Source organism: Micromonospora sp. RTP1Z1 (assembly GCF_033804685.1).
Classification (GTDB): Bacteria; Actinomycetota; Actinomycetes; order Mycobacteriales; family Micromonosporaceae; genus Micromonospora.
Genome location: NZ_JAPFQV010000056.1, coordinates 21,831 through 43,942, shown reverse-complemented (window position 1 = coordinate 43,942; position 22,112 = coordinate 21,831). Strand labels below are relative to the sequence as shown.

Genomic DNA, 22,112 nt, shown 5'->3' with positions numbered 1-22,112 from the left:
CCTGTGCATCGAGGATGATCAGGCGACGACCCGAGGCGGCCAGGCGGCCTCCAGGTGCTCCACACCGAAGCGGGCCAGGCGATCGCGGTGCTCGACCACGATCACCGCCGCTTCGGGGTCGGCGAGGACACGGGCGAGTTCGCGGCGCCGGCCGTTCAGTCCGGAGCCGACCTCCGTGACGACTTCCCCCACCGCAAGCCCGACCCTGGTCGCTCCCGCGACCACCCCGGCAACCTGCCGATCCAGGTCACGCTTCTGGTCAGACGAGGACACCCGGCAGTACGCCACCACCCGGCCAGCCGCAGGGGCGTCAGGCTCCTGCACCAGCCAAGTCCCGGTAGCGGTACGCACCACTGACACGGGCATCTTGCCGTCCCTAGCCCACCGCCAAGCGATCCGGTAATGCACACCGCTGCGTGCCGCCCACTCGCCCAACCTCACACGACTATCCTATAAGGACATTGATAGAAGATGAAACAACATGCAACAGCTAACAACCCCACCACGACAGCCGGTCCCGTCGCCCCCCACCGGTCAGCCGCTCCGGCCACACCACCGGTACGCCGAGCGCCCGGTAGTCGATGTCCTGGTTGACGAGCCCGCTCCCGCCGCGCTGCCGGGTCAGTCGGTTGGCGATCGCGTACGCAAGGCCGGTACCGCTCGGGCCGTCGTACCCCTCGGCCACGATCAGGTCGCACGTCGAGAGCCGGCTGGCCACCTGCCGGTAGAAGGACGGCAGCCCGAAGTGGACCATCGGGAAGAGCACGATCCGCATCGGTGATCCGGACCGGTCCAGGGTGATCACGGCGGACCGCAGCCCCAGCTCGCTGACCTCGGTGATCTGCACGGCCACCCTCCCCTGCCAGAGGTGCGGTCAGGGTAGACGGGGCGAACAAACGGACCGCCACCGAGCGGACGGCGCGTCGGACACGTGCCGGTCCGCTGGTCCACTCAGCCGGCCAGCGGCCACGCCGACCAGCACGGGCAGCGCCTGACGGCGCAACGCGTCCGCCGGCGAAGGGACCGGGCGGTCAGGCCGCCGACGGCAGCACCTTGGCGGCCAGCTTGGCCAGCTCGCGCAGCGCCTTGCCGCGGTGGCTGACCGCGTCCTTCTCCTCCGGGGTCAGCTCCGCGTTGGTCCGCTGCTGCCCGTCGCCGAGGAAGATCGGGTCGTACCCGAAGCCGCCGTCGCCGCGCGGCGCGCGCAGCAGCCGGCCGGCCTGGCGGCCGTTGACCAGGTGCTCCTTGCCGCTCGGCAACACCAGCGCCACCGTGCAGACGAAGGAGGCGGTCCGGTGCTCGTCCGGCAGGTCGGCGATCTGGTCCAGCACCAGCTGGAAGTTGGTCCGGTCGTCGCCGTGCCGGCCGGCCCAGCGGGCGCTGAACACCCCGGGCATGCCGTTGAGCGCGTCCACGGCCAGCCCGGAGTCGTCGGCGATGGTCGGCAGGCCGGTCCGCCGGGCACCCTCCCGCGCCTTGATCAGCGCGTTCTCGCCGAAGGTCAGGCCGGTCTCCGGCAGCTCTGGGTACTCCTCGACGTCGTCGAGGCCGAGCAGGGCGATCCGGTGCGCGCCGAGCGCGCCGTCGAGGATCCGCTGCAGCTCGACGAGCTTCTTCCGGTTCCGGGTGGCGAGGAGCACCTTGTTCATGAGGCGAGCGCCTTCCGCTGTGCGTCGGCCAGTTCCAGACAGCCCGCCACGCCTAGGTCGAGCAGGGCGTCGAGCTGGTCGCGGGCGAAGACGCCGGCCTCGCCCGTCCCCTGCACCTCGACGAAGTCGCCGGTACCGGTGCAGACCACGTTCATGTCGACCTCGGCCACCACGTCCTCCTCGTAGCAGAGGTCCAGCCGCGGCTCGCCGGCGATGATGCCCACGCTGACCGCCGCCACCGACCGGTGCATCACCTTCTCCGGCTTGCCGGACAGCGACTTGCGCTCGGCGAGCCAGCCCACCGCGTCGTGCAGCGCCACGTACGCGCCGGTGATCGCGGCCGTCCGGGTGCCACCGTCGGCCTGGAGCACGTCGCAGTCGAGCACGATCGAGTTCTCGCCGAGCGCCTTCAGGTCGATGCAGGCCCGCAGGCTGCGCCCGATCAGCCGGGAGATCTCGTGGGTACGGCCACCGACGCGACCCTTCACGCTCTCCCGGTCCGACCGGGTGTTCGTGGCCCGGGGCAGCATCGCGTACTCGGCGGTCACCCAGCCGAGCCCGGAGCCCTTGCGCCAGCGGGGCACCCCCTCGGTCACGCTCGCGGTGCAGAGCACCCGGGTGCCGCCGAACTCGACGAGCACCGAGCCCTCCGGGTGGGTGCTCCAGCCGCGGGTCAGGGTCACCGGTCGGAGTTGGTCGGGCTGCCGCCCGTCAGGTCGCGCCATGCCTGCACCCTATGCGGTGGGGTGATCGAACCGTGCCGGGGTGTGCCCGGGACGTCGGCGGAGCGGGCCGGGGTGGTCAGGAGACGGCCGGCGCGTGCCCGGGCTCGACGCCGTGCGCGCGGAGGAAGCCGGCGACCGCCGCGGGCCAGCCGAACTCCTCGGCTCGACGGCGGGCCGCCGCCCGCCGGTCCGCCGTCGGGCGCGCCAGCAACCGGACGACCGCGGCGGCGATCGCCGAGGGAGTGCCGTAGGCGGCCAGCCCGGCCGGCCCGATCACCTCAGGCAGCGCGCTGGCCGCGTTGGCCACCACCGGCGTCCCGCAGGCCAGCGCCTCCAGCCCCGCCAGTCCGAAGGTCTCCACCGGGCCGGGCGCGAGCACCACGTCCGCGGCGGCCAGCAGCGCCGCGAGCGCGGTCCGGTCGGGAAGGAAGCCGGCGAAGTGCACCGGCAGGCCCGCCGACTGCCGCACCAGCGCGGCCCGCAACGGCCCGTCACCGACCATCACCAGCACCGCGGGCACGCCCGCCTGACGCAACCTGGCCAACGCGTCCACCGCCAGCTCGGGTCGCTTCTCCACGGAAAGCCGGGCGCAGTGCACCAGCAGCACCTCGGTGGCGTCGGCGTACCGCTCGCGCAGCACCGGGTCGGCGCGGTGCGGGTGGAACGTGGTGAGGTCGACGCCGAGCGGCACCAGCTCGACCCGGGGCGCGCCGAGTCGTTCGAACTCCTCGGCCGCCCACCTGGTGGTGCAGACGATCCGGTCGTACCGCCGGGTGGTCTCCCGGTTCAGGCGGTCCGCGACCCGACGGGCGGGCCCGGCGGGCAGCCGCCACTGGCCGAGCAGTCCGGTCAGGCTCTCGTGGGAGACCATCACCGACGGCACCCCGTGCTCCCGCGCCCAGCGGCCGGTCCAGCGCAGGGTGCTCCGGTCGGAGACCTCCAGCCGGTCGGGGGCGAGGTCGGCGAGGACCGCCGCCAGCCGCCGCCGGTCGGTGAGCAGCCGGTATCCGCCGCTGCCGGGGACGACCGGCCCGGGCAGGGTGACCACCCGCCCCCAGGACCGCCGGGTGTCGCCGTACCGCTCGCCGGGGACCACCAGCACCGGCTCGTGGCCCGCGGCGAGGTAGCCCTCGCCGAGGTGCCGCAGCGCGGTACGGAGGCCGCCGGAGCGGCCGGTCACGAAGTTGGCCACCCGGACGATCCGCAGCGCCGGGCGAGCCAGCTGCCCGCTCATCCGAGCGCCGGCAGGCCGCGGGTCGGCGCGCCGGCCACCACGGCCCGGTAGTGGCCGATCAGCTCGTCCCCCACCGCGCTCCAGCTCCGCAGGCTGACCGCGATCCGGGCTGCGCGGCCGTACGTCTTGCGGCGGGCGGGGTCGGCGGCGAGTTCCGCCACGGCGGCGGCCAGCGCGCGCCCGTCGGCGGGCGGGACCAGCAGCCCGGTCACCCCGGACTCGACCAGGTCCACCGGCCCGCCGCTGGCCGGCGCGACCACGGGCACCCCGCTGGCGGCGGCTTCCTGGAGGGTCTGACCGAAGGTCTCGTGCGGGCCGGTGTGCACGAAGACGTCGAGGCTGGCGTAGAGCCGGGCCAGCTCCGCGCCGTGCTGGACGCCGAGGAAACGCACCGCCGGCAGGGCCCGCTCGAGCTGCCGACGGACCGGTCCGTCGCCGGCCACCACGACCCGCACCCCGGGCAGCGCGGCGGTCGCCGCCAGCAGCTCGACCCGCTTCTCCGGGGCCAGCCGCCCCACGTAGCCGACCAGCACCGCACCGTCCGGCGCCAGCGCCCGCCGCAGCGACTCGCAGCGCCTGGTCGGGTGGAACCGTTCGGCGTCGACGCCCCGGCGCCAGAGCCAGATCCGCTGCACCCCGTTGGCGATCAGGTCGGCGGCGGCCCGGGTGGAGGGCGCGAGGGTGCGCTGCGCCGAGTTGTGGATCTCCCGCAGCCGCCGCCAGGCGGCCGTCTCGCCCCACCCCACCCGGTACGCCCGGGCGTAGGCGGCGACGTCGGTCTGGTAGACCGCAACGGTGGGCAGCCCGTGCCGGCCGGCCAGGGTCGCGCCGGCCGCACCGAGGATGAACGGGCTGGCCAGGTGGACGAAGTCCGGCTCGTGGCCGAGCAACGCGCCGGCCAGCCGGGTGCTCGGCACGCCGAGCCGGAAGCCCTGGTACCGCGGGAGCGGCACGCTGGGGATGCGCACCACCGGGTACGGCATCCGGTCGGCCGCCCGACCCCGCGCGCCAGCCGGCGCCGGCGCGATGACCAGCGGCTCGTGCCCCCGGGCCAGCAGGTGCTCCGCGGTCCGGACGACGGAGTGCGCCACGCCGTTGACGTCCGGCGGGAACGACTCGGTCACGATGGCGATCCGCATGGCCCGAGGGTGAAGGCCGCACCGGAGCGGCAGGCGACCGGCCGCTGACCGGTCGGCGAACAGTACGGCAACGCGGTGCGCCGGGCGGTCAGACCTCGTAGCAGGCGCCGGGGCGGACCACCTCGAGCGGACCGGCGTACGCGGCGGCGGCCGACTCCAGGGTGTGCGCCTCGCTGCCCCAGGCCGCCACCAGGTGGGTGAGCAGCAGCCGGCCGGCCGCCGCCTTGGTCGCCACCTCGCCCGCCTCCCGGCCGGTGAGGTGCAGGTCCGGCGGGTTCTCCACGCCGTCCAGGTAGCTGGCCTCGCAGAGGAAGAGATCCGCGCCCTGGGCCAGCCGCAGCAACGCGTCGCAGAGTGCGGTGTCCGACGAGTAGCAGAACACCCTGCCGTCGTGCTCCAGCCGCACGCCGTACGTCTCGACCGGGTGGTTCATCCGCTCCGCGGTGACGCTGAACGGACCGATCGGGAACGTGCCCGCCTGCAGGCCGTAGAACTGGTAGACGTCGTCGACCGTGTTGTCGTCCGGCCCGTACGCGGCGGCCAGCCGGTCCGGCGCGCCGGAGGGCGCGTAGACCGGCATGGGCGGGTACGGCCCGTCCGGCGCGTACCGGCGCACCACCACATACGACACCGCGTCGAGCATGTGGTCGCAGTGCAAATGGGTGAGGAGGATGGCGTCGGGGGCGTGCAGCCCCACGTAGCGCTGGAGGGTGGAGAGCGACCCCGAGCCGAAGTCGATGAGGAGCCGGAAGCCCTCCGCCTCCAGCAGGTACGCGGAGCAGGGCGATTCCGGGCCGGGGAAGCTGCCCGCGCAGCCGAGGACGGTCAGTCTCATCCGGTCGTCCTGATGTCACGCCGCGTAGTCGACGCGCCGGCAACCGCCCCGCCGATGATCTCTACCGACGCGTACGCCACGCTGCGCAGCCTACGCGCCGCCACTGCGGGTCAAGAATCATCTGCCGCAAGATGTCATCAACGTGACACCCGTACGCGTCGCTCGGCGGCCGTAACGCAACGAGTCGGCCGGCGGCATGACACCGCCGGCCGACCCCGTCGCCGTCAGGCCCAGAGCTGCCCGTCCAGGGCGTCCTCGGCGTCCGCGAGGGTGCCGCCGTACGCCCCGGTCGACAGGTACTTCCAGCCGCCGTCGCAGACCACGAACGCGACGTCGGCCCGGCGGCCGTCCCGGACCGCCTCGTGCGCCACCGCCAGGGCGGCGTGCAGGATGGCACCGGTGGAGAAACCGGCGAAGATGCCCTCCACCTCGACGAGCTGACGGGTGCGCAGCACCGCGTCCCGGGTGCCCACCGAGAAGCGCCGCGACAGCACGGTGGCGTCGTAGAGCTCCGGAACGTACCCCTCGTCGATGTTGCGCAGACCGTAGACCAGCTCGCCGTAGCGGGGCTCGGCGGCGACGACCTGGATGCCATCCACCTTCTCCCGCAGGTAGCGCCCGGTGCCCATCAGGGTCCCGGTGGTGCCCAGACCGGCCACGAAGTGGGTGAGCGTGGGCAGGTCGTGCAGCAGCTCCGGCCCCGTCGTCTCGTAGTGCGCCCGGGCGTTCGCCTCGTTGCCGTACTGGTAGAGCATCACCCAGTCGGGGTGCTCGGCGGAGATCTGCTTCGCGGTGGCGACGGCCTGGTTCGAGCCGCCGGCGGCCGTCGAGAAGATGATCTCGGCGCCGTACATCCGGAGCATCTGGACGCGCTCGGTGGAGACGTTCTCCGGCATCACACAGACCAGCCGGTACCCCCGTAGCTTGGCCACCATGGCCAGCGAGATGCCGGTGTTGCCGCTGGTCGGCTCCAGGATGGTGTCACCCGGGCGGAGCCGACCGGCCGCCTCGGCCGCGCGCACCATGAACAGGGCGGCCCGGTCCTTGATGCTGCCGGTCGGGTTCCGATCCTCCAACTTCGCCCAGAGCCGCACCGGCGGCGCCCCTTCGGGCACCGTCGGCGAGAGCCGGGGCAGCCCGACCAGGGGCGTGCCGCCGCAGGCGTCGAGCAGGCTGTCGTACCGCGCCATCGGGACCCCCCCTCAGCGGGCGGCGACGGCCGCGCCGCGCGCTGCGCGCGCGGCGGCACTGTGCTGCGCGATCGCCGCTGCCGCGGCGAAACCGAACGCGCCGCCCGCCACGGCCGGCAGGATGGTGATGCTGTCGCCGTCGTTGAGCTTGGCGTCGAGCGCGCCGAGGAAACGGACGTCCTCGTCGTTGACGTAGACGTTGACGAACCGGTGCAGCACGCCGGCGTCGGTGACCAGCCGGGCCTTCAGCCCCGCGTGCCGGGAGTCCAGGTCGGTGAGCAGGTCGCCCAGGGTGTCCCCGGCGCCCTCGACGACCTTCGCGCCGCCGGTGTAGCTGCGCAGGATGGTGGGAATGCGAACCTCGATGGCCATGATGTCGTGCTCCTTGATCGGGTGTGCCGCGGTGACGGGAAGGAAGGGAGCGAGCCGGTGCTGAGAGGTCAGCGACCGGAACACTCGTAGTCGACCGTCGCCGGGCTCTGCCCGAACATGTAGGACTGGACGGCGTTCGGGTCCACGGCGGCATCCACGATCCGGACCGGCTCCTCGGTCACCACGCCGTCGACGATCCGGAAGGAGCGGATCTCCTCGGTGTCGAGCTCGCGGGTCGAGACGAGCAGGTAGTGCGCTCCCGGCTCGCCGGCGAAGGAGACGTCCGTGCGGGACGGGTAGGCCTCGGTCGCGGTGTGCGAGTGGTAGATGACGACCGGCTCCTCGTCGCGGTCGTCCATCTCCCGCCACAGCCGCAGCTGCTCCAGCGAGTCGAACTCGTAGAACGTCATGGACCGGGCGGAATTCTCCATCGGGATGTGCCGGGTCGGGGTGTCGCTGCCGACGGGACCGGCGACCACGCCGCACGCCTCGTCCGGGTGGTCCCGGCGCGCGTGGGCGACGATCGCGTCGACGATCGACCGGTCGATGCTCAGCACACCGACCAGCCTAGCGCCTGCCGCCGACGCCCGGCGAGGTGGCGACCGTCACGGCTCAGTCGATCAGGGCGTTGAGCAGGGACTCCTGCAGATAGCCCAGGTACGCGTAGACCGACAGCTGGAACACCCGGGACGAGGTCGGGTCCGCGGCGACCGCGTCGTCGAGCTCCTCCCCCAGATCCGTGCCGTCCTTGATCTCAAGGCGGACCCCCATCGCCAGCCGGGCGTCGTTGAGCGCGCGCAGCCACGCCTCGGCCGCCTCGGCGTCGAGGCGTACCTCGCCGCCGGCCTCGCCCGAGGAGTCGGCGGAGTCGGGCAGGGCGGCGAGGATGGCGCCGGCCTGGTCGATCTTGGCGGTCTTCAGGTCGCCCTCGGTGTACCGGCGGAACTCGGCGGTGCTCGCCGAGTCGTCGGGGTAGACCTCGGGGAAGAGCCGGCCGACCACCGGGTCGGTGTGGTCGAAACCGTCGGTGAGCAGGCCCACCACCTCGGAGGCGACCTTGCGCAGCACCCGGACCTCGTCCACGGCGAGGCTGGCGACGTACCGGTCGCCCTGACGACGGAACATGCTCACGACCGGTCCACCGTTGCCCACAGCCCGTACGCGTGCAGCTGCGACGCGTCGTGCTCCATCCGCTCCCGGGCGCCGCTGGACACGACGGCCCGACCCTTGTGGTGCACGTCCAGCATGAGCTGCTCGGCCTTCTCCCGGCTGTACCCGAAAAGCTTCTGGAAGACCCAGGTCACGTACGTCATCAGATTCACCGGGTCGTCCCACACGATCGTCACCCATGGCCGGTCGGAGACCGGCACCTCGTCGATGTCCGGCGTCTCGACCGGTGCAACCTGTGGAGCCGCCATGCCCCCCATCGTGCCACCGGATTCAGCGAACTGATGAACCGGAAGGCCGCGTCGGCCCGGATCACCCTCCCGGGCGGCCGGCGGCGACCCGGGGGACGGGTCGGCGCGGCCGACCTCAGGCGAGCAGGATGCCGTGGTCGACAGCATCGGTGAGCACCGTGCCCAACGAGAGACGCATCACCTCGAAGCGGCGGGACACCTCGGTGGAGAGCTCCAGCTCGACCTCGCGCAGCGCCCGCTGCGCCCAGGAGCGCGCACTGTTCGGGTCGTCGTTGCCGGGCCCGCGCCAGTGCTGCCAGCAGCCCCCGGAGAGGGCCACCCCCACCGGCGGCAGGACCTCGACGCGTTCCGCGCCGGGAAAGCCGGCCAGCGCGTCGATCGCGCCCGCGCCGCTCAGCCCGGCCACCCCGGCGGTGCTGGTGACCAGGAGAACACGGTCCAGCTCCTGGCCGGCCGGGTGGTCGCCGAGGCCCCAACGCACGGCGTGGGCGATCCGGCGGCGCACCCCCTCGGCGAGGGGCGCGCCGAAGACCCGGGCGGCCGCCTCGTCGAGGATGGCCCGGCCGGCCTGATCGCACTGGGCGGTGGCGAGCAGCGACAGGGCCTCCATCTCCCGGTCGAGCAGCTGCGGCAGGCCGGCGCAGCCGACCCCGAAGACGATCTCCTGCACCACCCGCAGGTGGATGTTGGCCAGCTCCAGGGCGAGGTGCTGACGGATCCGCTGGGCGCAGGAGCGGACCTCGCGGTCCAGTCGGTCGCCGAGGTCACCCGGGTCGAAGCCCGGCACCACGGCCACCCGGCCGTGGTCGCCCGGCAGCACGGGCGGCTGCGCGCTGGCGCGGCGCAGCCCCTCGTCGGCCGCCCAGCCGACCAGGGCCCGGCGCAGCACCGCGGGATCGGCCTGGCGGACCGGGTACCAGCGGGCGGCGGCGAGCCCGGGCACGGCGGCGAGCAGGGCGGCCCGGTGGGCCGCGACGGAGACCGCGGCCGGGTCGACCGGAACCCGGGCCCGGCCCTGGACCGGGGCCCCGGTGCGGACGGGCGGCGCGAGGGACGTTCCCGTGTCCTCCGCCGAGCCGCCGTCCCGGACCGGGCCCCAGCCGGCCGCCCCCGGGCTGACCACGAAGAAGACCTCGACCGGTGCCCGGGCGACCTGGGCCAGCAGGTGCAGCTCGGCGGCGGTGAACGCCTGGTCCGCGGAGATCACGAAGAGCAGCGCGCCGGCCCGGCCGACCGCGTCGAGCAGCACCCGTCCGCCGGCCACGCCGAGCGAGCCGGTGTCGGGTGTGTCGAGCACGGCGAAGTGCCGCAGCAGCGGATCGGGGACGCTCAGCTCCACCCGGCGCGGCGGACGGGCCAGCGCCGGGCCAGCCGCCGCCGGGTCGGCGCCGTAGGAGTGCGGCTGGCGGTAGCCCGGCACGTATGCCGCGCGGGCCGGCACCCGTGCGTGGTTGACCACCAGGCAGCTGCCGGCGGGCACCACGAGCATCGCGGGCTCCAGCCCGAGCAGGGCGGCGAGCACCTCGCGCCGGCCGGCGCCGGCCGGGCCGGCGGCGACCACGGCCAGCGGCTGGTCCGGGCAGGGTGCGGTCACCCCGAGCCGGGTGGGCAGCGGCCCGGGGCACAGCCGCTGTGTCGACTCATCCACGTCGTCGGGGACGTGGACCGAGCGGAGAGGACCCGGCTTCATCAGACGGCCTCCGGGTGAGGGCGACCGGGTTGCGGGCCGGTCGCGAGGAAATCCGGTGGTGGCATCCGGATGCCCGGCAAGAGTACGGGCACAGAACGCCTCCGTCGAACACATCGGATACTCATCAGTAACCACGAGGTTACTCAACTTCACTGAGTAACGGTATACACGCGGACGGACAACCGTCGATATGCTGCTGCGATGAGTCGGTGGGACTTCGTCGGCCGCACGGATGAGCTCAACCGTCTGCTGTCGGCGGTCGGCGGTCCGGAGGGGCGTGGGCTGCTTTTCAGCGGCAACGCGGGGGTCGGCAAGAGCCGGCTGCTGCGGGAGGGGGTCGCGGCCCTGTCCGCCGACCGGTACGCGATCTGGTCGGTCTCGGCCAGCGCCACCACCGCCGCGCTGCCGTTCGGCGGGCTGGTCCAGGTGCTCCCGGCCGACCAGCCGCAGGGCCTCTCCCCCGCCGGCGTCCTGCGCTGGGCCGTCGACGTGCTGCAGGAGCAGGCGGCGGGGCGGCCCATCGTGCTGGCCATCGACGACGCGCATCTGCTCGACCCGCCCTCGGCGGCGCTGGTGCACCTGATCTCCCGGGCCGAGAACGCCACCGTGCTCGGGACGCTGCGCAACGGCGAGCAGATCCCGCTGCCGATCCGCGCGCTCTGGACCGACGAACTGGTCGAGCTGGTCGAGCTGGGCCCGATGAGCTCCGCCGAGATCACCGGGCTGCTCGCCGCGGTCCTCGGCGGGCCGGTCGACGCCGGGTCAGGCGAGCGGCTGTTCCGGCTCTCCGCGGGCAACCCGCTGCTGCTGCACGAGCTGGTGCTGGCCGCCGCCGGTGGCGGCGAGCTGACCCGCACGTACGGGATCTGGAAGTGGACCGGCCGGCTGGAGCTGGCGCCGAGCCTGACCGACCTGATCGGCACCCGGATCGGCCAGCTCACACCCGGCGTCCGGTCGGTGGTCGAGCTGGTCGCGTTCGGTGAGCCGCTCGGCCTGCAGCTGCTGGAGCGGGCGGTGGAGCCGATCGACGTGGAGACCGCCGAGGAACGCGGCCTGATCAGCCTGGTGCTCGACGACCGGCGACTGAACGTACGGCTCGCCCACCCGCTCTACGGCGAGGTGATGCGCCGGCAGTGCCCGGTGAGCCGGACCCGCCGCCTCCAGGCGACCCTGGCCGACCTGTTGGAACAGGTCGGCAAACGGCGCCGCGACGACCTGCTCCGGGTGGCGGTGTGGCGGCTGGACTCGGGCACCGCGCAGGACCCGGCCCTGCTGCTCGACGCGGCGGCCCAGGCCTTCGGCCGGTACGACGTGCCGTTGGCGACCCGGCTGGCCCGGGCGGCGCTGGAGGCCGGCGGCGGGTTCGACGCCGCCGAGCTGCTCGCCACCATCCTGATGTTCGCCGACCGGCCGGAGAAGGCGATCGAGGTGCTCGACTCGGTCGCCGCGGACGTCCGCTCCGACCGGCGGCGCAGCCGCTGGCTGACCGTGCGCGGCATGGTCAGCTACTGGGGGCTGAGCCGGGAGTCCACGGTGGAGAAGATCGCCGCCCGCAGCGCGGAGCTGACCGACCTGGCCGACCTGGCCCGGGTCCGCGCCTTCGAGGCCATCATGCGGCTGCACCGGCTGGACACCGACGTCGCGCTGCGGCTGGCCCAGTCCGTGCTGGACCGCCCGGCCGCCTCGGTGGCCGCCCGGGAGCTGGCCCGGTGCACCGTCGCCCACCTCCAGGCCGCCCAGGGCCAGTTCCGGCGCAGCGCGACCGCGATCGCCCGGGTGCAGGCCGAGGCGGCACGCTGGCGGGGCGACATGCCGTACCTCCAGCTCGCCATGGAGCTGGCGCGGGGCACCCGGCTGGCGCTCTCCGGGGACCTGGCCGGCATCGACGCGATCGTGGCCGACGAGTTCGCCGACCTCGCGGGCGCCGGCGACTTCCGGCTCGGCACCGGCTACCTGGCCATCCTCCAGGCGTACGCGGCGCGGCTGCGCGGGCAGAGCGACGAGGCGCTGAAGATCAGCCTCGGCGCCTGCGCGGTGCTCGCGACCAGCCGGGTGTACGCCGGGCTGGCGCACGCCGAACGCGCCCAGGCGGCGGCGCTGCGCGGCGACGCGGCACACGCCGCGGAGGCGATGGCCGAGGCGGACCGCACCCACGCCCCCGGCATGGCTGTGCTCTACCCCTGGCTGGAGCAGGCCCGGGGCGCGGTGCTCGCCGCGGCCGGCGACCTGCCCGGCGCGACGAAGCACCTCGGCCAGCTCGCCGACCGGCTCCGCGAGGACGGGCTCACCGGGCACGAGGTGCTGGTCCTGCTCGACCTGGTCCGGTTGGACCAGGCCGCCGCCCCGGTCGGTCCGACCTGCACCGACGGCGGCCGGCGTACGGTGGCGCAACGCCTGGCCGAGCTCTCCGAGCAGGTCGACGGGGTGCTGCCGCCGCTGCTCGCCCGGTACGCCCACGCCGCCGCGGCGGGCTCCCCCGCCGAACTGCTCGCCGTCGCTGACGGCCTGGCGGGGCTCGGCCTGACCGTGTACGCCGCCGAGGCGGCCGCGATGGCGCTGTACCGGCTGCGGGAGACCCGGTCCGCCGCCACCGGCCCGGCGCGGGAACGCCTCGCCGCCCTGCTGGACGGTTGCGACCAGATCTCCACGCCGGCGCTGCGGCAGCTCCGGCCGACGCTGAGCGACCGGGAGTGGGAGGTGGCCCGCCTCGCCGCCGACGGCGTGACCAGCCGGGCCATCGCGGAGCGGCTCTACCTGTCCAGCCGCATGGTGGAGAACCATCTCCAGCGCGTCTACAGCAAGCTGGGGGTGGCCGGGCGGGCCGCGCTGAAGGCCGTCCTCCGGTCGCTGCCGGGCCACGAAGGCACGGATCCCGCCTGAACTCTAGGCTGGACCGGTGAGCACCCTTCGCCCCGCGCTGCTGACCGACCACTACGAGCTGACCATGGTCAGCGCCGCCCTGCGGGACGGTACGGCCGACCGCCGCTGCGTCTTCGAGGTGTTCAGCCGGCGGCTGCCGGCGGGCCGCCGGTACGGCGTGGTCGCCGGCACCGGACGGCTGGTGGAGATGATCCGGGGCTTCCGGTTCGACGCCGACGAGGTCGACTTCCTGCGCCGCACCCGCGTGGTGGACGACCGGGCCGCCGACTGGCTGGCCAACTACCGCTTCACCGGCGACGTCGACGGGTACGCCGAGGGTGAGCTCTTCTTCCCCAACTCCCCGATGCTCACCGTCTCCGGCGGCTTCGCCGAGTGCGTGGTGCTGGAGACGCTGGTGCTGTCGGTGCTCAACCACGACTGCGCGGTCGCCGCGGCGGCCGCCCGGATGGTGACCGCCGCCCGGGGTCGCGCCCTGATCGAGATGGGGTCCCGCCGGGCGCACGAGGAGGCGGCGGTGGCGGCGGCCCGGTCGGCGTACCTGGCCGGTTTCCGGTTCACCTCGAACCTGGCCGCCGGCCAGCGGTACGGCATCCCCACCGCCGGCACCGCGGCGCACGCGTTCACCCTGTTGCACGACGACGAGAAGGCGGCGTTCGCCTCGCAGGTCGCCACGCTGGGCAAGGACACCACGCTGCTGGTCGACACGTACGACATCAGCCAGGGCATCCGCAACGCGATCGAGGTGGCCGGGCCGGAGCTGCGGGCCGTCCGGATCGACTCCGGCGATCTGGCGGTGATCGCCCAGCAGTCCCGGGAGCTGCTCGACTCGCTCGGCGCCACCGAGACCAAGATCATCGTCTCGGGTGACCTCGACGAGTACTCGATCGCCTCGCTCGCCGCCGAGCCGGTCGACATGTACGGCGCCGGCACCGCCGTGGTGACCGGCTCCGGCGCGCCCACCGCCGGGCTGGTCTACAAACTGGTCGAGGTGGACGGGCGGCCGGTGGTCAAGCGCTCAGAGCACAAGGCCACCATCGGCGGCCGGAAGGTGGCCGTACGCCGGCACAAGCCGACCGGCACCGCCACCGAGGAGGTCATCGTGCCGCAGGGCGTACCCGACCGGCAGCCCAACGACCGACTGCTCCAGCGCTCGTTCGTCGTGGACGGCGAGCCGGTGGCGCTGCCGACGCTGGACCAGTCGCGGGAGCACCTCCGGGAGTGCCTGATCTCCATCCCGTGGGAGGGCCTGAAGCTCTCCGGCGGCGACCCGGCCGTCCCGGTGACCGTCGTACCCGCGAGCTGAGGAAGGGCGCTCCGATGGCCAACGCGCTGATCATCGTGGACGTGCAGAACGACTTCTGCGAGGGCGGGTCCCTCGCGGTGGCCGGCGGGGCCGGCGTCGCGGCCGGCATCTCCCGGCTGCTCGCCGCCGAACCGGACCGGTGGGACCACGTGGTCGCCACCAAGGACTACCACGTCGACCCGGGGGCGCACTTCGGCGACCCGCCGGACTACGTCGAATGCTGGCCCCGGCACTGCGTGGTCGGCACCCCCGGGTCCGAGTTCCACCCGGACCTGGAGACCGGGCAGGTGGAGGCGATCTTCCACAAGGGCGAGTACGCGGCGGCGTACTCCGGCTTCGAGGGGCACGCGGACGACGGCGAGTGCCTGGCCGACTGGCTGCGCGCCCGTGGGGTGGACCGGGTCGACCTGGTCGGCATCGCCACCGACCACTGCGTCCGGGCCACCGCGCTGGACGCCGCCCGGGAGGGCTTCGACACCACCGTGCTGCTGGACCTCACCGCCGCCGTGGCGCCGGAGACGCTCGACGTGGCGCTGCGGGCGATGGACGGCGCCGGGGTCACCATGGTCGGGGAGCCTGTGATCAGGACCGCTTGACCAGGTAATCGCTTGCGACTGTCGTACCCGGCGTCGAGGATGACGCCGGAGGTACGGACCGTCGTGAACTTGAAGCCTTACCGGCAGGCACTCGCCCTGCCCGGTCTCCGGTCGCTGCTGCTGGTGTCGGTGCTGGCGCGCATCCCGCTCACCGCGACCGGGGTGACGCTCACCTTCTACGTGGTCCTCGACCTCGGCCGGGGATACGGCGCGGCCGGCCTGGTCGGCGCCGCGTCGACCATCGGCGCCGCGCTGGGCTCGCCGCTGCTCGGCCGGCTGGTGGACCGGCGCGGCCTGCGACCGGTGCTCGCCCTGACCACCGTCGCCGAGGCGGCCTTCTGGGCCAGCGCCCCCGCCCTGTCGTACCCGGTGCTGCTGCCGGCCGCATTCCTGGCCGGGCTGCTCGCCCTGCCGGTCTTCTCGGTCGTCCGCCAGTCGGTGGCCGCGCTGGTCCCGGCCGAGCGCCGCCGCCCGGCGTACGCGCTGGACTCGATGTCGGTCGAGCTGTCGTTCATGGTCGGCCCGGCGCTGGCCGTGGCGCTGGCCACCGCCGTCTCGCCGCGCACCACCCTCTGGGCGGTCGGTGCCGGGATCGTCGCGTCCGGCGTCGCGTTCTGGCTGCTGAACCCGCCCACCCGCAGCGCCGATGAGCCGGCGGGCCCGCACCGGAAGGTGCCCCGCGGCGAGTGGCTCACGCCCCGGTTGCTCGCCGTGCTGGCGGTCAGCCTGGCCGCCACCCTCGTCCTGGGCGGCACGGACGTCGCGGTGGTCGCCGTGCTGCGGGCCAGCGGCGAGGTCGGCTGGACCGGCGCCGTGCTGGCCATGTGGGCGGTCGCGTCGCTGGTCGGCGGCTTCGCGTACGGGGCGGTCAGCCGGTCGTTCTCGCCGCTGGCGCTGATGGCCGCGCTCAGCCTCTGCACCATCCCGGTCGGGCTCGGCGGGTCGCACTGGTGGCTGCTCTGCCTGGCGCTCGTCCCGGCCGGCGCGCTCTGCGCCCCGACCATCGCCGCCACCTCCGACGCGGTGAGCCGGCTCGCCCCCGCCCGCGTACGCGGTGAGGCGATGGGCCTGCACGGCTCCGCGGTCACGGTCGGCATCGCGGTCGGCGCCCCGCTCGCCGGCGCGGTGATCGACGCCTCGGCGCCCCTCTGGGGCTTCGCGGTCACCGGCGCGGTCGGCGCGCTGGTCGCGTTGGTCGTGCTCCCCGTCGAGCTGCGCCACCGCCGCGAGTCGGTCGGCAAGGGTGTCCCCGCCGAGCTGGCGACCGTCACCAGCTGACGCCACCGTCCGCGGACGCCGGCCCGGGCCCAGGCCCAGGCCTCCGAGACACGGCCTCGCACCGCCGCGGAGGCCCCAACTTCCCGCACGTGGTGCTCGACCACCGCAGCAGCAGTCGCCGGGCACCGGGCCTGCCGGTTCGACGCCCGGCTGCCCGGTGCCGCCCGGGGCGACGGGGCTGACCGGGAGCCGGGACCCGAAGGAAACGGCGACGGGCGCCGTACCCCGCTCAGGGGTGCGGCGCCCGTGGCGCGGTGTCGCAGCGGGTCAGCGCCGGTCGAGGTTGCCGGCGGTGTCCTCCTGGTAGCTGGCGCCACCGTTGGACTCGCTGGTCAGCGGCTTGGCGCCACCCTCCGGCGGGCCGGCAATGCTCTGGCCGGCGGCCAGCTCCGGGAACTTGGCGTCGAACGCGGGGCGCTCGGAGCGGATCCGCGGCATCCGGTCGAAGTTGCGCAGCGGCGGCGGCGAACTGGTCGCCCACTCGAGCGAGTTGCCGTGACCCCACGGATCGTCGACCTCGACCACCGGGCCGGTCTTGTACGACTTCCAGCAGTTCCAGATGAACGGCAGGGTCGAGAGACCGGTGATGAACGCGCCGATCGTGGAGAACGTGTTCAGGAACGTGAAGCCGTCGCCGGGCAGGTAGTCGGCGTACCGACGCGGCATGCCCTCGGCGCCGAGCCAGTGCTGCACCAGGAACGTGGTGTGGAAGCCGATCATGGTCAGCCAGAAGTGCACCTTGCCGAGCCGCTCGTCGAGCATCCGGCCGAACATCTTCGGGAACCAGAAGTAGATGCCGGCGAAGACGGCGAACACGATGGTGCCGAAGAGCACGTAGTGGAAGTGCGCCACCACGAAGTACGAGTCGGTGAGGTGGAAGTCGAGCGGCGGGCTGGCCAGCAGCACGCCGGTCAGACCACCGAACAGGAAGGTCACCAGGAAGCCGACCGCCCAGAGCATCGGCGTCTCGAAGGTGACCTGGCCCCGCCACATGGTGCCGATCCAGTTGAAGAACTTCATACCGGTCGGCACGGCGATCAGGTAGCTCAGGAAGCTGAAGAACGGCAGCAGCACCTGACCGGTGGCGAACATGTGGTGCGCCCAGACGCTCATCGACAGGGCGGCGATCGAGATGGTGGCAGCGACCAGACCCTTGTAACCGAAGATCGGCTTCCGGGAGAAGACCGGGATGATCTCGGAGATGATGCCGAAGAACGGCAGCGCCACGATGTAGACCTCGGGGTGCCCGAAGAACCAGAACAGGTGCTGCCAGAGCATCGGCCCGCCGGTGGCGGGGTCGTACACGTGGGCGCCGATGATCCGGTCCGCCGCGAGCGCGAAGAGCGCGGCGGCGAGCAGCGGGAAGACCAGGATCGCCAGCAGGCTGGTGACCAGCATGTTCCAGGTGAAGATCGGCATCCGGAACATGGTCATCCCGGGGGCGCGCAGGGTCAGGATCGTGGTGATCAGGTTGACCGCGCCGAGGATGGTGCCCAGACCGGAGATGGCCAGGCCGACCACCCACATGTTCGCGCCGACGCCCGGCGAGTGCTCGACGGAGCTCAGCGGCGTGTACGCCGTCCAGCCGAAGTCGGCCGCGCCACCGGGGCTGATGAAGCCGGCGACGGCCAGGGTCCCGCCGAACAGGTACAGCCAGTAGGCGAAGGCATTCAGCCGGGGGAACGACACGTCCGGCGCGCCGATCTGCAGCGGCACCACGAAGTTCGCGAAGGCGAACACGATCGGCGTCGCGAAGAACAGCAGCATGATCGTGCCGTGCATGGTGAAGAGCTGGTTGTACTGCTCGGGCGACAGGAACTGCAGGCCCGGTCGCGCCAGCTCGGCGCGCATGATCAGGGCCATCAGGCCACCGATCATGAAGAACGCGAACGCGGTGACCATGTACATGATCCCGATCTGCTTCGCGTCCGTGGTGCGCAGCAGCCGCGCGATTGCCGACCCCTTGACCGGCTCTCGGACCGGCCAGGGCCGGGTCACGACCGGCTTGGGTGCGACGGTGGTCACGAGTGGCCTCCGGTTCTCGGTTGTCCCGCTTGGCACGCTGATTGATCTGCGAGCCGTCATCCGCAAGGAGGATAGTCCCCGGCAGGTGGCATCGCCGCGTGGGGTGGCGGGCTACGATCACCGCCCCTACAGCGGGTCGACCAGCAACCGGTAGTGCTCCTGGAAGATCCGTCCGCCGCGCCCGCGCAGCAGCGGGTCGCGCAGCGCCGGCGGCACGTCGCGGGTCCGGTTGCGGTCCCGGGTCCGGTCCCGCACCCATCGGGTACGCGGTCGCCGCCGGCTCTCGTACGCCAGCAGCGCGGCCTCGACGCTGCCGGCCGCCTTCAGCGACTCGGCGAGCACGACGGCGTCCTCCAGCGCCATGGCCGCACCCTGGGAGAGGGTCGGCGCGGTGGCGTGCGCCGCGTCACCGATCAGCAGCACCCGGCCGTGGAACCAGCGGCCCAGCTCCACCTCCTCGGTGACGGCGACGTGCACCTGGTCGAGGGCGGCCAGGACCTCGGGCACCGGCCCCCGGTAGCCGGCGAAGAGCTCCCGCAGCCGGGCCGCCGGATCGGCCGGCGGTACGGTGCCGGCCTCGTCGGCGTAGCAGTACAGCCGCCCGGCGCCGATCGGCACCAGCAGGAAGCCGGACCGCTGGCCGAGCAGGGCGGTCCAGTCGGCGATCCGCGGCCCGCCGCGCACCACGCTCCGGTAGACCACCTGCCCGGCGGGCCGGGGCGGACCGCCGAGGGCGGCGAGGGTGCGGATCGCCGAGCGCGGCCCGTCGGCGCCGATCACCAGGTCGTACTCCCCCCAGGTGCCGTCGGTGAAGCCGACGGCGACCCCGCCGGGCAGCGGTTCGACGGTGCTGACCTCGGCGCCGTGCCGGACGGCGCCGCCGGCCCCGGTGAGCAGCACCCGGTGCAGCTCGGCGCGGGGCAGCGCGCGGCACTCCCCCACCCCGGCCCAGAGGGCGTCGAGGTCGACCTCGCAGAGCGGCGCGCCGGCCGCGTCCAGGAAGCGCTGTCGGTGGATCACCTGGCCGAGCGGACGGACCGGGCCGTCGAGGTCGAGCCGGCGCAACGCCCGGGCGGCGTTCCCGGGCAGGTAGAGGCCGGTGTCGACCAGCTCGGTGGGGGGCAGCTTCTCGGTGACGTCGGGCCGGAACCCCGCGAGCCGCAGCGCCCGGGCCACGGCCAGACCGGCGATGCCCGCGCCGACGACGAGGATGCGCAGGGGGAAGCCACCCATGGTGGTGTACGCCTCCGGAGGGGTTCGGCACGCGTTGGAGGCAAGACATTACTCGGCGCAATCGGTGCCCACCAGGGCCGATCGTCCCGCCCCGGTCGCCCCTCCCGGCGGCCGAGATTTCTTTCCGGCCTGCTGAACGTCGTTCCGTCGGCGTTTACGCGACGACGGGGTCCGGCCCAATCAGCTCCCCAGTGCGTCGATGTCGCGCATCTCCTCGGCGGTCAGCGAGAAGCCAAAAATGTCGGCGTTGGCCCGGATCCGTTCCGGGGTGACCGACTTCGGGATCACCACGATCTCGTGGTCGATGTGCCAGCGGAGCACCACCTGCGCCGGGGAGACGTTGTGCGCCTGGGCGATCCGCACCAGCACCGGGTCGGACAGGTCGCTGGTCTTGAACGGGCTGTAGCCCTCCAACACCACGCCCCGGTCCCGGTGAGCGGCGTGCGTCTGCCGGTCGTACAGCGACGGGCTCCAGCGGATCTGGTTGACCGCCGGGGTCTCCTCGGTGGACTGGATCAGCTCGTCGATCTGGCTGATGCTGTAGTTGCTCACCCCGACGGTGCGGGCCAGTCCCTCGTCCCGCGCGGCGAGCAGTTCCCGCCAGACCGGGATGCTGTCGCCCGGCGCGGACGGCGGCCAGTGGATCAGCCACAGGTCGAGGTATTCGGTGTCCAGGGCGCGCAGGCTCGCCTCGATGGTCTCCCGCTCCCGGCCCACCCGGTCCGGCGGCAGCTTGCTGGTGAGGAAGATGTCCTCCCGGCGCAGGTCGCTCTCCTGGATCGCCCGGCCGACCTCCTCCTCGTTGCCGTACATCGTCGCGGTGTCGATGTGCCGGTAGCCGGCGTCGAGGGCGGCGAGCACGGCCTGGTAGCCGGCCTCGCCGGTGGCCTGCCAGGTGCCGAAGCCGAGCAGCGGCATCCGGACGTCGCCGGCGAGCGGGACGGTGGGCTGTTCAGCGGTGGTCATGGCGGCTGTTCTACCCCTGATCACGGCCGGCATGCCGGCGACCCGCCGGGAGCGCGCCGACCGGCCGTACCGGGACGGCGGACGCGGCCAGGCCCGGAAACCCCCGGCCAGCGTGTAACGGGATGAACCGCCCGGCTTGCGCGCTGCGGAGCGCCCCGGGGTGCCGCAGAATGCGAGGGTGGCTGACCGGCTGGAGGAGTACCGGCGCAAGCGGGACGCGAAGCGTACCCCCGAGCCGGTGCCCGACCGGACGCCCGCGCCGATGCGGGCCGGCCGGCAGCGGGCCCGGTTCGTCATCCAGCAGCATCACGCCCGCAGCCTGCACTGGGACCTGCGGCTGGAGCACGACGGGGTGCTGGCCTCCTGGGCGGTGCCCCGCGGCCTGCCCCGGGACCCCGGCCGCAACCACCTGGCCGTGCACACCGAGGACCACCCGATGGAGTACCTCACCTTCCACGGCGAGATCCCGGCCGGCGAGTACGGCGGCGGGAAGATGACCATCCACGACACCGGGACGTACCGCGCGGAGAAGTGGCGCGACGACGAGGTGATCGTGGTGCTCGACGGGAAGCGGACCCGGGGCCGGTACGTGCTCTTCGCCACCGGGGGCCGGGGCCGGGACTGGATGGTCCGGCGCACCGACCCGCCCCCGGAGGGCTGGACGCCGATGCCCGAGCTGGTCCGCCCCATGCACCCCACCGAGGCCGGCAAGCTGCCGAGGGACGAGGCCGCCTGGGGGTACGAGCTGCGCTGGGACGGCGTGCGGGCGATGGCGTACGTCTCGGGCGGCCGGCTGCGACTGCTCGACGAGGCCGACGAGGAGATCACCGGGGCGTACCCCTGGCTGCGCGCGATGGCGGAGGTGCTGGCCCCCACCGAGGCGGTGCTGGACGGGGTGCTGGTCCGCATCGACCCCGCCGGGCGGGTCCGGGCGCCGAGCGTCCGGGACGGCCAGTTCCTCGTCGTGGACCTGCTCTGGCTGGAGGGCGCGACCAGCCTCGACGTGCCGTACGCGCAGCGCCGTGAGCTGCTCGACGGCCTGGCGCTCGCAGGCACCCACTGGCAGACCCCGCCGTGGTTCCCCGGCGTCGGCGCGGACGCCCTGGGGACCGCCCGCGAACAGGGGCTCCCCGGGGTGGTGGCCAAACGACTCGAGTCCCCGTACGAGCCGGGTCGGCGCAGCCGGCACTGGCTGAGCATCGACACGAGCTGAGGAGGAGTGACTAGTGGTCGGTTCCCTCCGCAGATCTATCTATATTTTCCGTTGTGGGGACGGATATCGGATCGGGGCGTTTGCCAACCGGGTGGGCTGCTCGGTGAGCAAGTGCGCCGCTGGGAGGCGGAGGGCGGGATCACGGCTCGCCGTCTGCCTCGAGCATGCGGCGGCGCGTGGCGGCTGCGAGATCGTCGTCGCGAATCAGGTGGCGTTGTCCGCAGCGGGAGCGGGTGGAGGACATGCTGGCGGTCGTGCACGCCTTTTCGTGCCGGCTGTACGGGCTGCGACGCTACGAGACGGAGCTAAAGGGGGCGGACCAGACCGTGGAGGGCGATCGGTGAAGGTCACCCGGATCGCTTACTC

The 22,112-nt window shown here is 73.5% G+C and carries 21 protein-coding genes and 1 pseudogene; 6 read left to right on the top strand and 16 right to left on the bottom strand.

Translation table 11 applies throughout. The features are described from left to right. Window positions 1-18: 18 nt before the first annotated feature. From SLP03_RS24115 to SLP03_RS24055, 13 genes are all read right to left on the bottom strand, one after another. Window positions 19-441 (bottom strand): IS607 family transposase, encoded by a 423-nt coding sequence (locus SLP03_RS24115; protein ID WP_319462904.1) that lies wholly within the window; start codon window positions 439-441, stop codon window positions 19-21. A 49-nt stretch (window positions 442-490) separates the two neighbouring features. Beyond that, complete coding sequence (locus tag SLP03_RS24110; RefSeq protein WP_319462903.1) at window positions 491-847, bottom strand: hypothetical protein; 357 nt, start codon at window positions 845-847, stop codon at window positions 491-493. 184 nt (window positions 848-1,031) lie between these two features. Further along, complete coding sequence (gene rdgB / locus SLP03_RS24105; protein WP_319462902.1) at window positions 1,032-1,649, bottom strand: RdgB/HAM1 family non-canonical purine NTP pyrophosphatase; 618 nt, start codon at window positions 1,647-1,649, stop codon at window positions 1,032-1,034. Continuing rightward, window positions 1,646-2,374: a ribonuclease PH gene (rph, locus tag SLP03_RS24100; RefSeq protein ID WP_319462901.1), complete on the bottom strand. Its 729-nt coding sequence runs from the start codon at window positions 2,372-2,374 to the stop codon at window positions 1,646-1,648. The genes rdgB and rph overlap by 4 nt, the downstream gene beginning before the upstream one ends. Window positions 2,375-2,450: 76 nt before the next feature. Beyond that, a complete protein-coding gene (locus SLP03_RS24095) occupies window positions 2,451-3,608 on the bottom strand; it encodes a glycosyltransferase (protein WP_319462900.1) in 1,158 nt (385 codons plus the stop codon). Next, complete coding sequence (locus SLP03_RS24090; protein ID WP_319462899.1) at window positions 3,605-4,747, bottom strand: glycosyltransferase family 1 protein; 1,143 nt, start codon at window positions 4,745-4,747, stop codon at window positions 3,605-3,607. Before SLP03_RS24090 ends, SLP03_RS24095 begins: the two co-directional genes overlap by 4 nt. Before the next feature lie 88 nt (window positions 4,748-4,835). Then, the gene (locus SLP03_RS24085; RefSeq protein WP_319462898.1) at window positions 4,836-5,582 is read right to left on the bottom strand and encodes an MBL fold metallo-hydrolase; all 747 of its coding nucleotides are present in this window, start codon (window positions 5,580-5,582) and stop codon (window positions 4,836-4,838) included. Window positions 5,583-5,806: 224 nt separating this feature from the next. After that, window positions 5,807-6,772: a PLP-dependent cysteine synthase family protein gene (locus SLP03_RS24080; protein ID WP_319462897.1), complete on the bottom strand. Its 966-nt coding sequence runs from the start codon at window positions 6,770-6,772 to the stop codon at window positions 5,807-5,809. Between the two features lie 12 nt (window positions 6,773-6,784). Beyond that, window positions 6,785-7,144 (bottom strand): MoaD family protein, encoded by a 360-nt coding sequence (locus SLP03_RS24075; protein ID WP_319462896.1) that lies wholly within the window; start codon window positions 7,142-7,144, stop codon window positions 6,785-6,787. Between the two features lie 68 nt (window positions 7,145-7,212). Further along, a complete protein-coding gene (locus tag SLP03_RS24070) occupies window positions 7,213-7,701 on the bottom strand; it encodes a M67 family metallopeptidase (protein WP_319462895.1) in 489 nt (162 codons plus the stop codon). Window positions 7,702-7,756: 55 nt separating this feature from the next. Continuing rightward, window positions 7,757-8,269: a DUF2017 domain-containing protein gene (locus SLP03_RS24065; RefSeq protein ID WP_319462905.1), complete on the bottom strand. Its 513-nt coding sequence runs from the start codon at window positions 8,267-8,269 to the stop codon at window positions 7,757-7,759. 2 nt (window positions 8,270-8,271) lie between these two features. Further along, window positions 8,272-8,562, bottom strand: coding sequence for an ATP-dependent Clp protease adapter ClpS (gene clpS / locus SLP03_RS24060; RefSeq protein ID WP_319462894.1), 291 nt, complete (start codon window positions 8,560-8,562; stop codon window positions 8,272-8,274). Window positions 8,563-8,677: 115 nt separating this feature from the next. Continuing rightward, entirely contained in the window at window positions 8,678-10,252 is a 1,575-nt protein-coding gene (locus SLP03_RS24055; protein WP_319462893.1) for a hypothetical protein, read from the bottom strand. Window positions 10,253-10,453: 201 nt separating this feature from the next. Between SLP03_RS24055 and SLP03_RS24050 the strand changes: the two genes are divergently transcribed. Genes SLP03_RS24050 through SLP03_RS24035 form a run of 4 tightly spaced genes read left to right on the top strand, consistent with a single transcriptional unit; the run spans window position 10,454 to window position 16,309 of the window. Then, window positions 10,454-13,132 (top strand): LuxR C-terminal-related transcriptional regulator, encoded by a 2,679-nt coding sequence (locus SLP03_RS24050; RefSeq protein ID WP_319462892.1) that lies wholly within the window; start codon window positions 10,454-10,456, stop codon window positions 13,130-13,132. Window positions 13,133-13,148: 16 nt separating this feature from the next. Continuing rightward, the gene (locus SLP03_RS24045; RefSeq protein WP_319462891.1) at window positions 13,149-14,435 is read left to right on the top strand and encodes a nicotinate phosphoribosyltransferase; all 1,287 of its coding nucleotides are present in this window, start codon (window positions 13,149-13,151) and stop codon (window positions 14,433-14,435) included. A gap of 14 nt (window positions 14,436-14,449) precedes the next feature. Continuing rightward, window positions 14,450-15,031, top strand: coding sequence for an isochorismatase family protein (locus tag SLP03_RS24040; RefSeq protein WP_319462890.1), 582 nt, complete (start codon window positions 14,450-14,452; stop codon window positions 15,029-15,031). A gap of 39 nt (window positions 15,032-15,070) precedes the next feature. Beyond that, on the top strand, window positions 15,071-16,309 hold the full coding sequence (locus tag SLP03_RS24035) for an MFS transporter (protein ID WP_319462889.1): 1,239 nt from the start codon (window positions 15,071-15,073) through the stop codon (window positions 16,307-16,309). A 267-nt stretch (window positions 16,310-16,576) separates the two neighbouring features. Here SLP03_RS24035 and ctaD read toward each other — a convergent pair whose 3' ends face one another. The 3 genes from ctaD to SLP03_RS24020 form a co-directional block, all read right to left on the bottom strand. Beyond that, the gene (ctaD, locus tag SLP03_RS24030; RefSeq protein ID WP_319462888.1) at window positions 16,577-18,334 is read right to left on the bottom strand and encodes a cytochrome c oxidase subunit I; all 1,758 of its coding nucleotides are present in this window, start codon (window positions 18,332-18,334) and stop codon (window positions 16,577-16,579) included. A gap of 126 nt (window positions 18,335-18,460) precedes the next feature. Further along, window positions 18,461-19,567, bottom strand: a complete 1,107-nt coding sequence (locus SLP03_RS24025) for an FAD-dependent monooxygenase (protein ID WP_319462887.1) — start codon at window positions 19,565-19,567, stop codon at window positions 18,461-18,463. Between the two features lie 180 nt (window positions 19,568-19,747). Continuing rightward, window positions 19,748-20,533, bottom strand: a complete 786-nt coding sequence (locus SLP03_RS24020; protein WP_319462886.1) for an aldo/keto reductase — start codon at window positions 20,531-20,533, stop codon at window positions 19,748-19,750. Window positions 20,534-20,711: 178 nt separating this feature from the next. Between SLP03_RS24020 and SLP03_RS24015 the strand changes: the two genes are divergently transcribed. After that, a complete protein-coding gene (locus tag SLP03_RS24015; RefSeq protein WP_319462885.1) occupies window positions 20,712-21,746 on the top strand; it encodes a DNA polymerase ligase N-terminal domain-containing protein in 1,035 nt (344 codons plus the stop codon). 163 nt (window positions 21,747-21,909) lie between these two features. Then, window positions 21,910-22,090, top strand: a pseudogene (locus tag SLP03_RS24010) (hypothetical protein); the annotation flags it as partial. Window positions 22,091-22,112 lie beyond the last annotated feature (22 nt).

Excerpts from the sequence above, each read along its gene's own strand:
- SLP03_RS24035 (WP_319462889.1), top strand. The coding sequence starts at position 15,071 with ATGACGCCGGAGGTACGGACCGTCGTGAACTTGAAGCCTTACCGGCAG.
- SLP03_RS24050 (WP_319462892.1), top strand. The coding sequence starts at position 10,454 with ATGAGTCGGTGGGACTTCGTCGGCCGCACGGATGAGCTCAACCGTCTG.
- SLP03_RS24075 (WP_319462896.1), bottom strand. The coding sequence starts at position 7,144 with ATGGCCATCGAGGTTCGCATTCCCACCATCCTGCGCAGCTACACCGGC.
- SLP03_RS24020 (WP_319462886.1), bottom strand. The coding sequence starts at position 20,533 with ATGACCACCGCTGAACAGCCCACCGTCCCGCTCGCCGGCGACGTCCGG.
- rph (WP_319462901.1), bottom strand. The coding sequence starts at position 2,374 with ATGGCGCGACCTGACGGGCGGCAGCCCGACCAACTCCGACCGGTGACC.
- SLP03_RS24085 (WP_319462898.1), bottom strand. The coding sequence starts at position 5,582 with ATGAGACTGACCGTCCTCGGCTGCGCGGGCAGCTTCCCCGGCCCGGAA.
- SLP03_RS24080 (WP_319462897.1), bottom strand. The coding sequence starts at position 6,772 with ATGGCGCGGTACGACAGCCTGCTCGACGCCTGCGGCGGCACGCCCCTG.
- SLP03_RS24040 (WP_319462890.1), top strand. The coding sequence starts at position 14,450 with ATGGCCAACGCGCTGATCATCGTGGACGTGCAGAACGACTTCTGCGAG.
- clpS (WP_319462894.1), bottom strand. The coding sequence starts at position 8,562 with ATGGCGGCTCCACAGGTTGCACCGGTCGAGACGCCGGACATCGACGAG.
- SLP03_RS24025 (WP_319462887.1), bottom strand. The coding sequence starts at position 19,567 with ATGGGTGGCTTCCCCCTGCGCATCCTCGTCGTCGGCGCGGGCATCGCC.
- SLP03_RS24065 (WP_319462905.1), bottom strand. The coding sequence starts at position 8,269 with ATGTTCCGTCGTCAGGGCGACCGGTACGTCGCCAGCCTCGCCGTGGAC.
- SLP03_RS24055 (WP_319462893.1), bottom strand. The coding sequence starts at position 10,252 with ATGAAGCCGGGTCCTCTCCGCTCGGTCCACGTCCCCGACGACGTGGAT.
- SLP03_RS24090 (WP_319462899.1), bottom strand. The coding sequence starts at position 4,747 with ATGCGGATCGCCATCGTGACCGAGTCGTTCCCGCCGGACGTCAACGGC.
- SLP03_RS24095 (WP_319462900.1), bottom strand. The coding sequence starts at position 3,608 with ATGAGCGGGCAGCTGGCTCGCCCGGCGCTGCGGATCGTCCGGGTGGCC.
- rdgB (WP_319462902.1), bottom strand. The coding sequence starts at position 1,649 with ATGAACAAGGTGCTCCTCGCCACCCGGAACCGGAAGAAGCTCGTCGAG.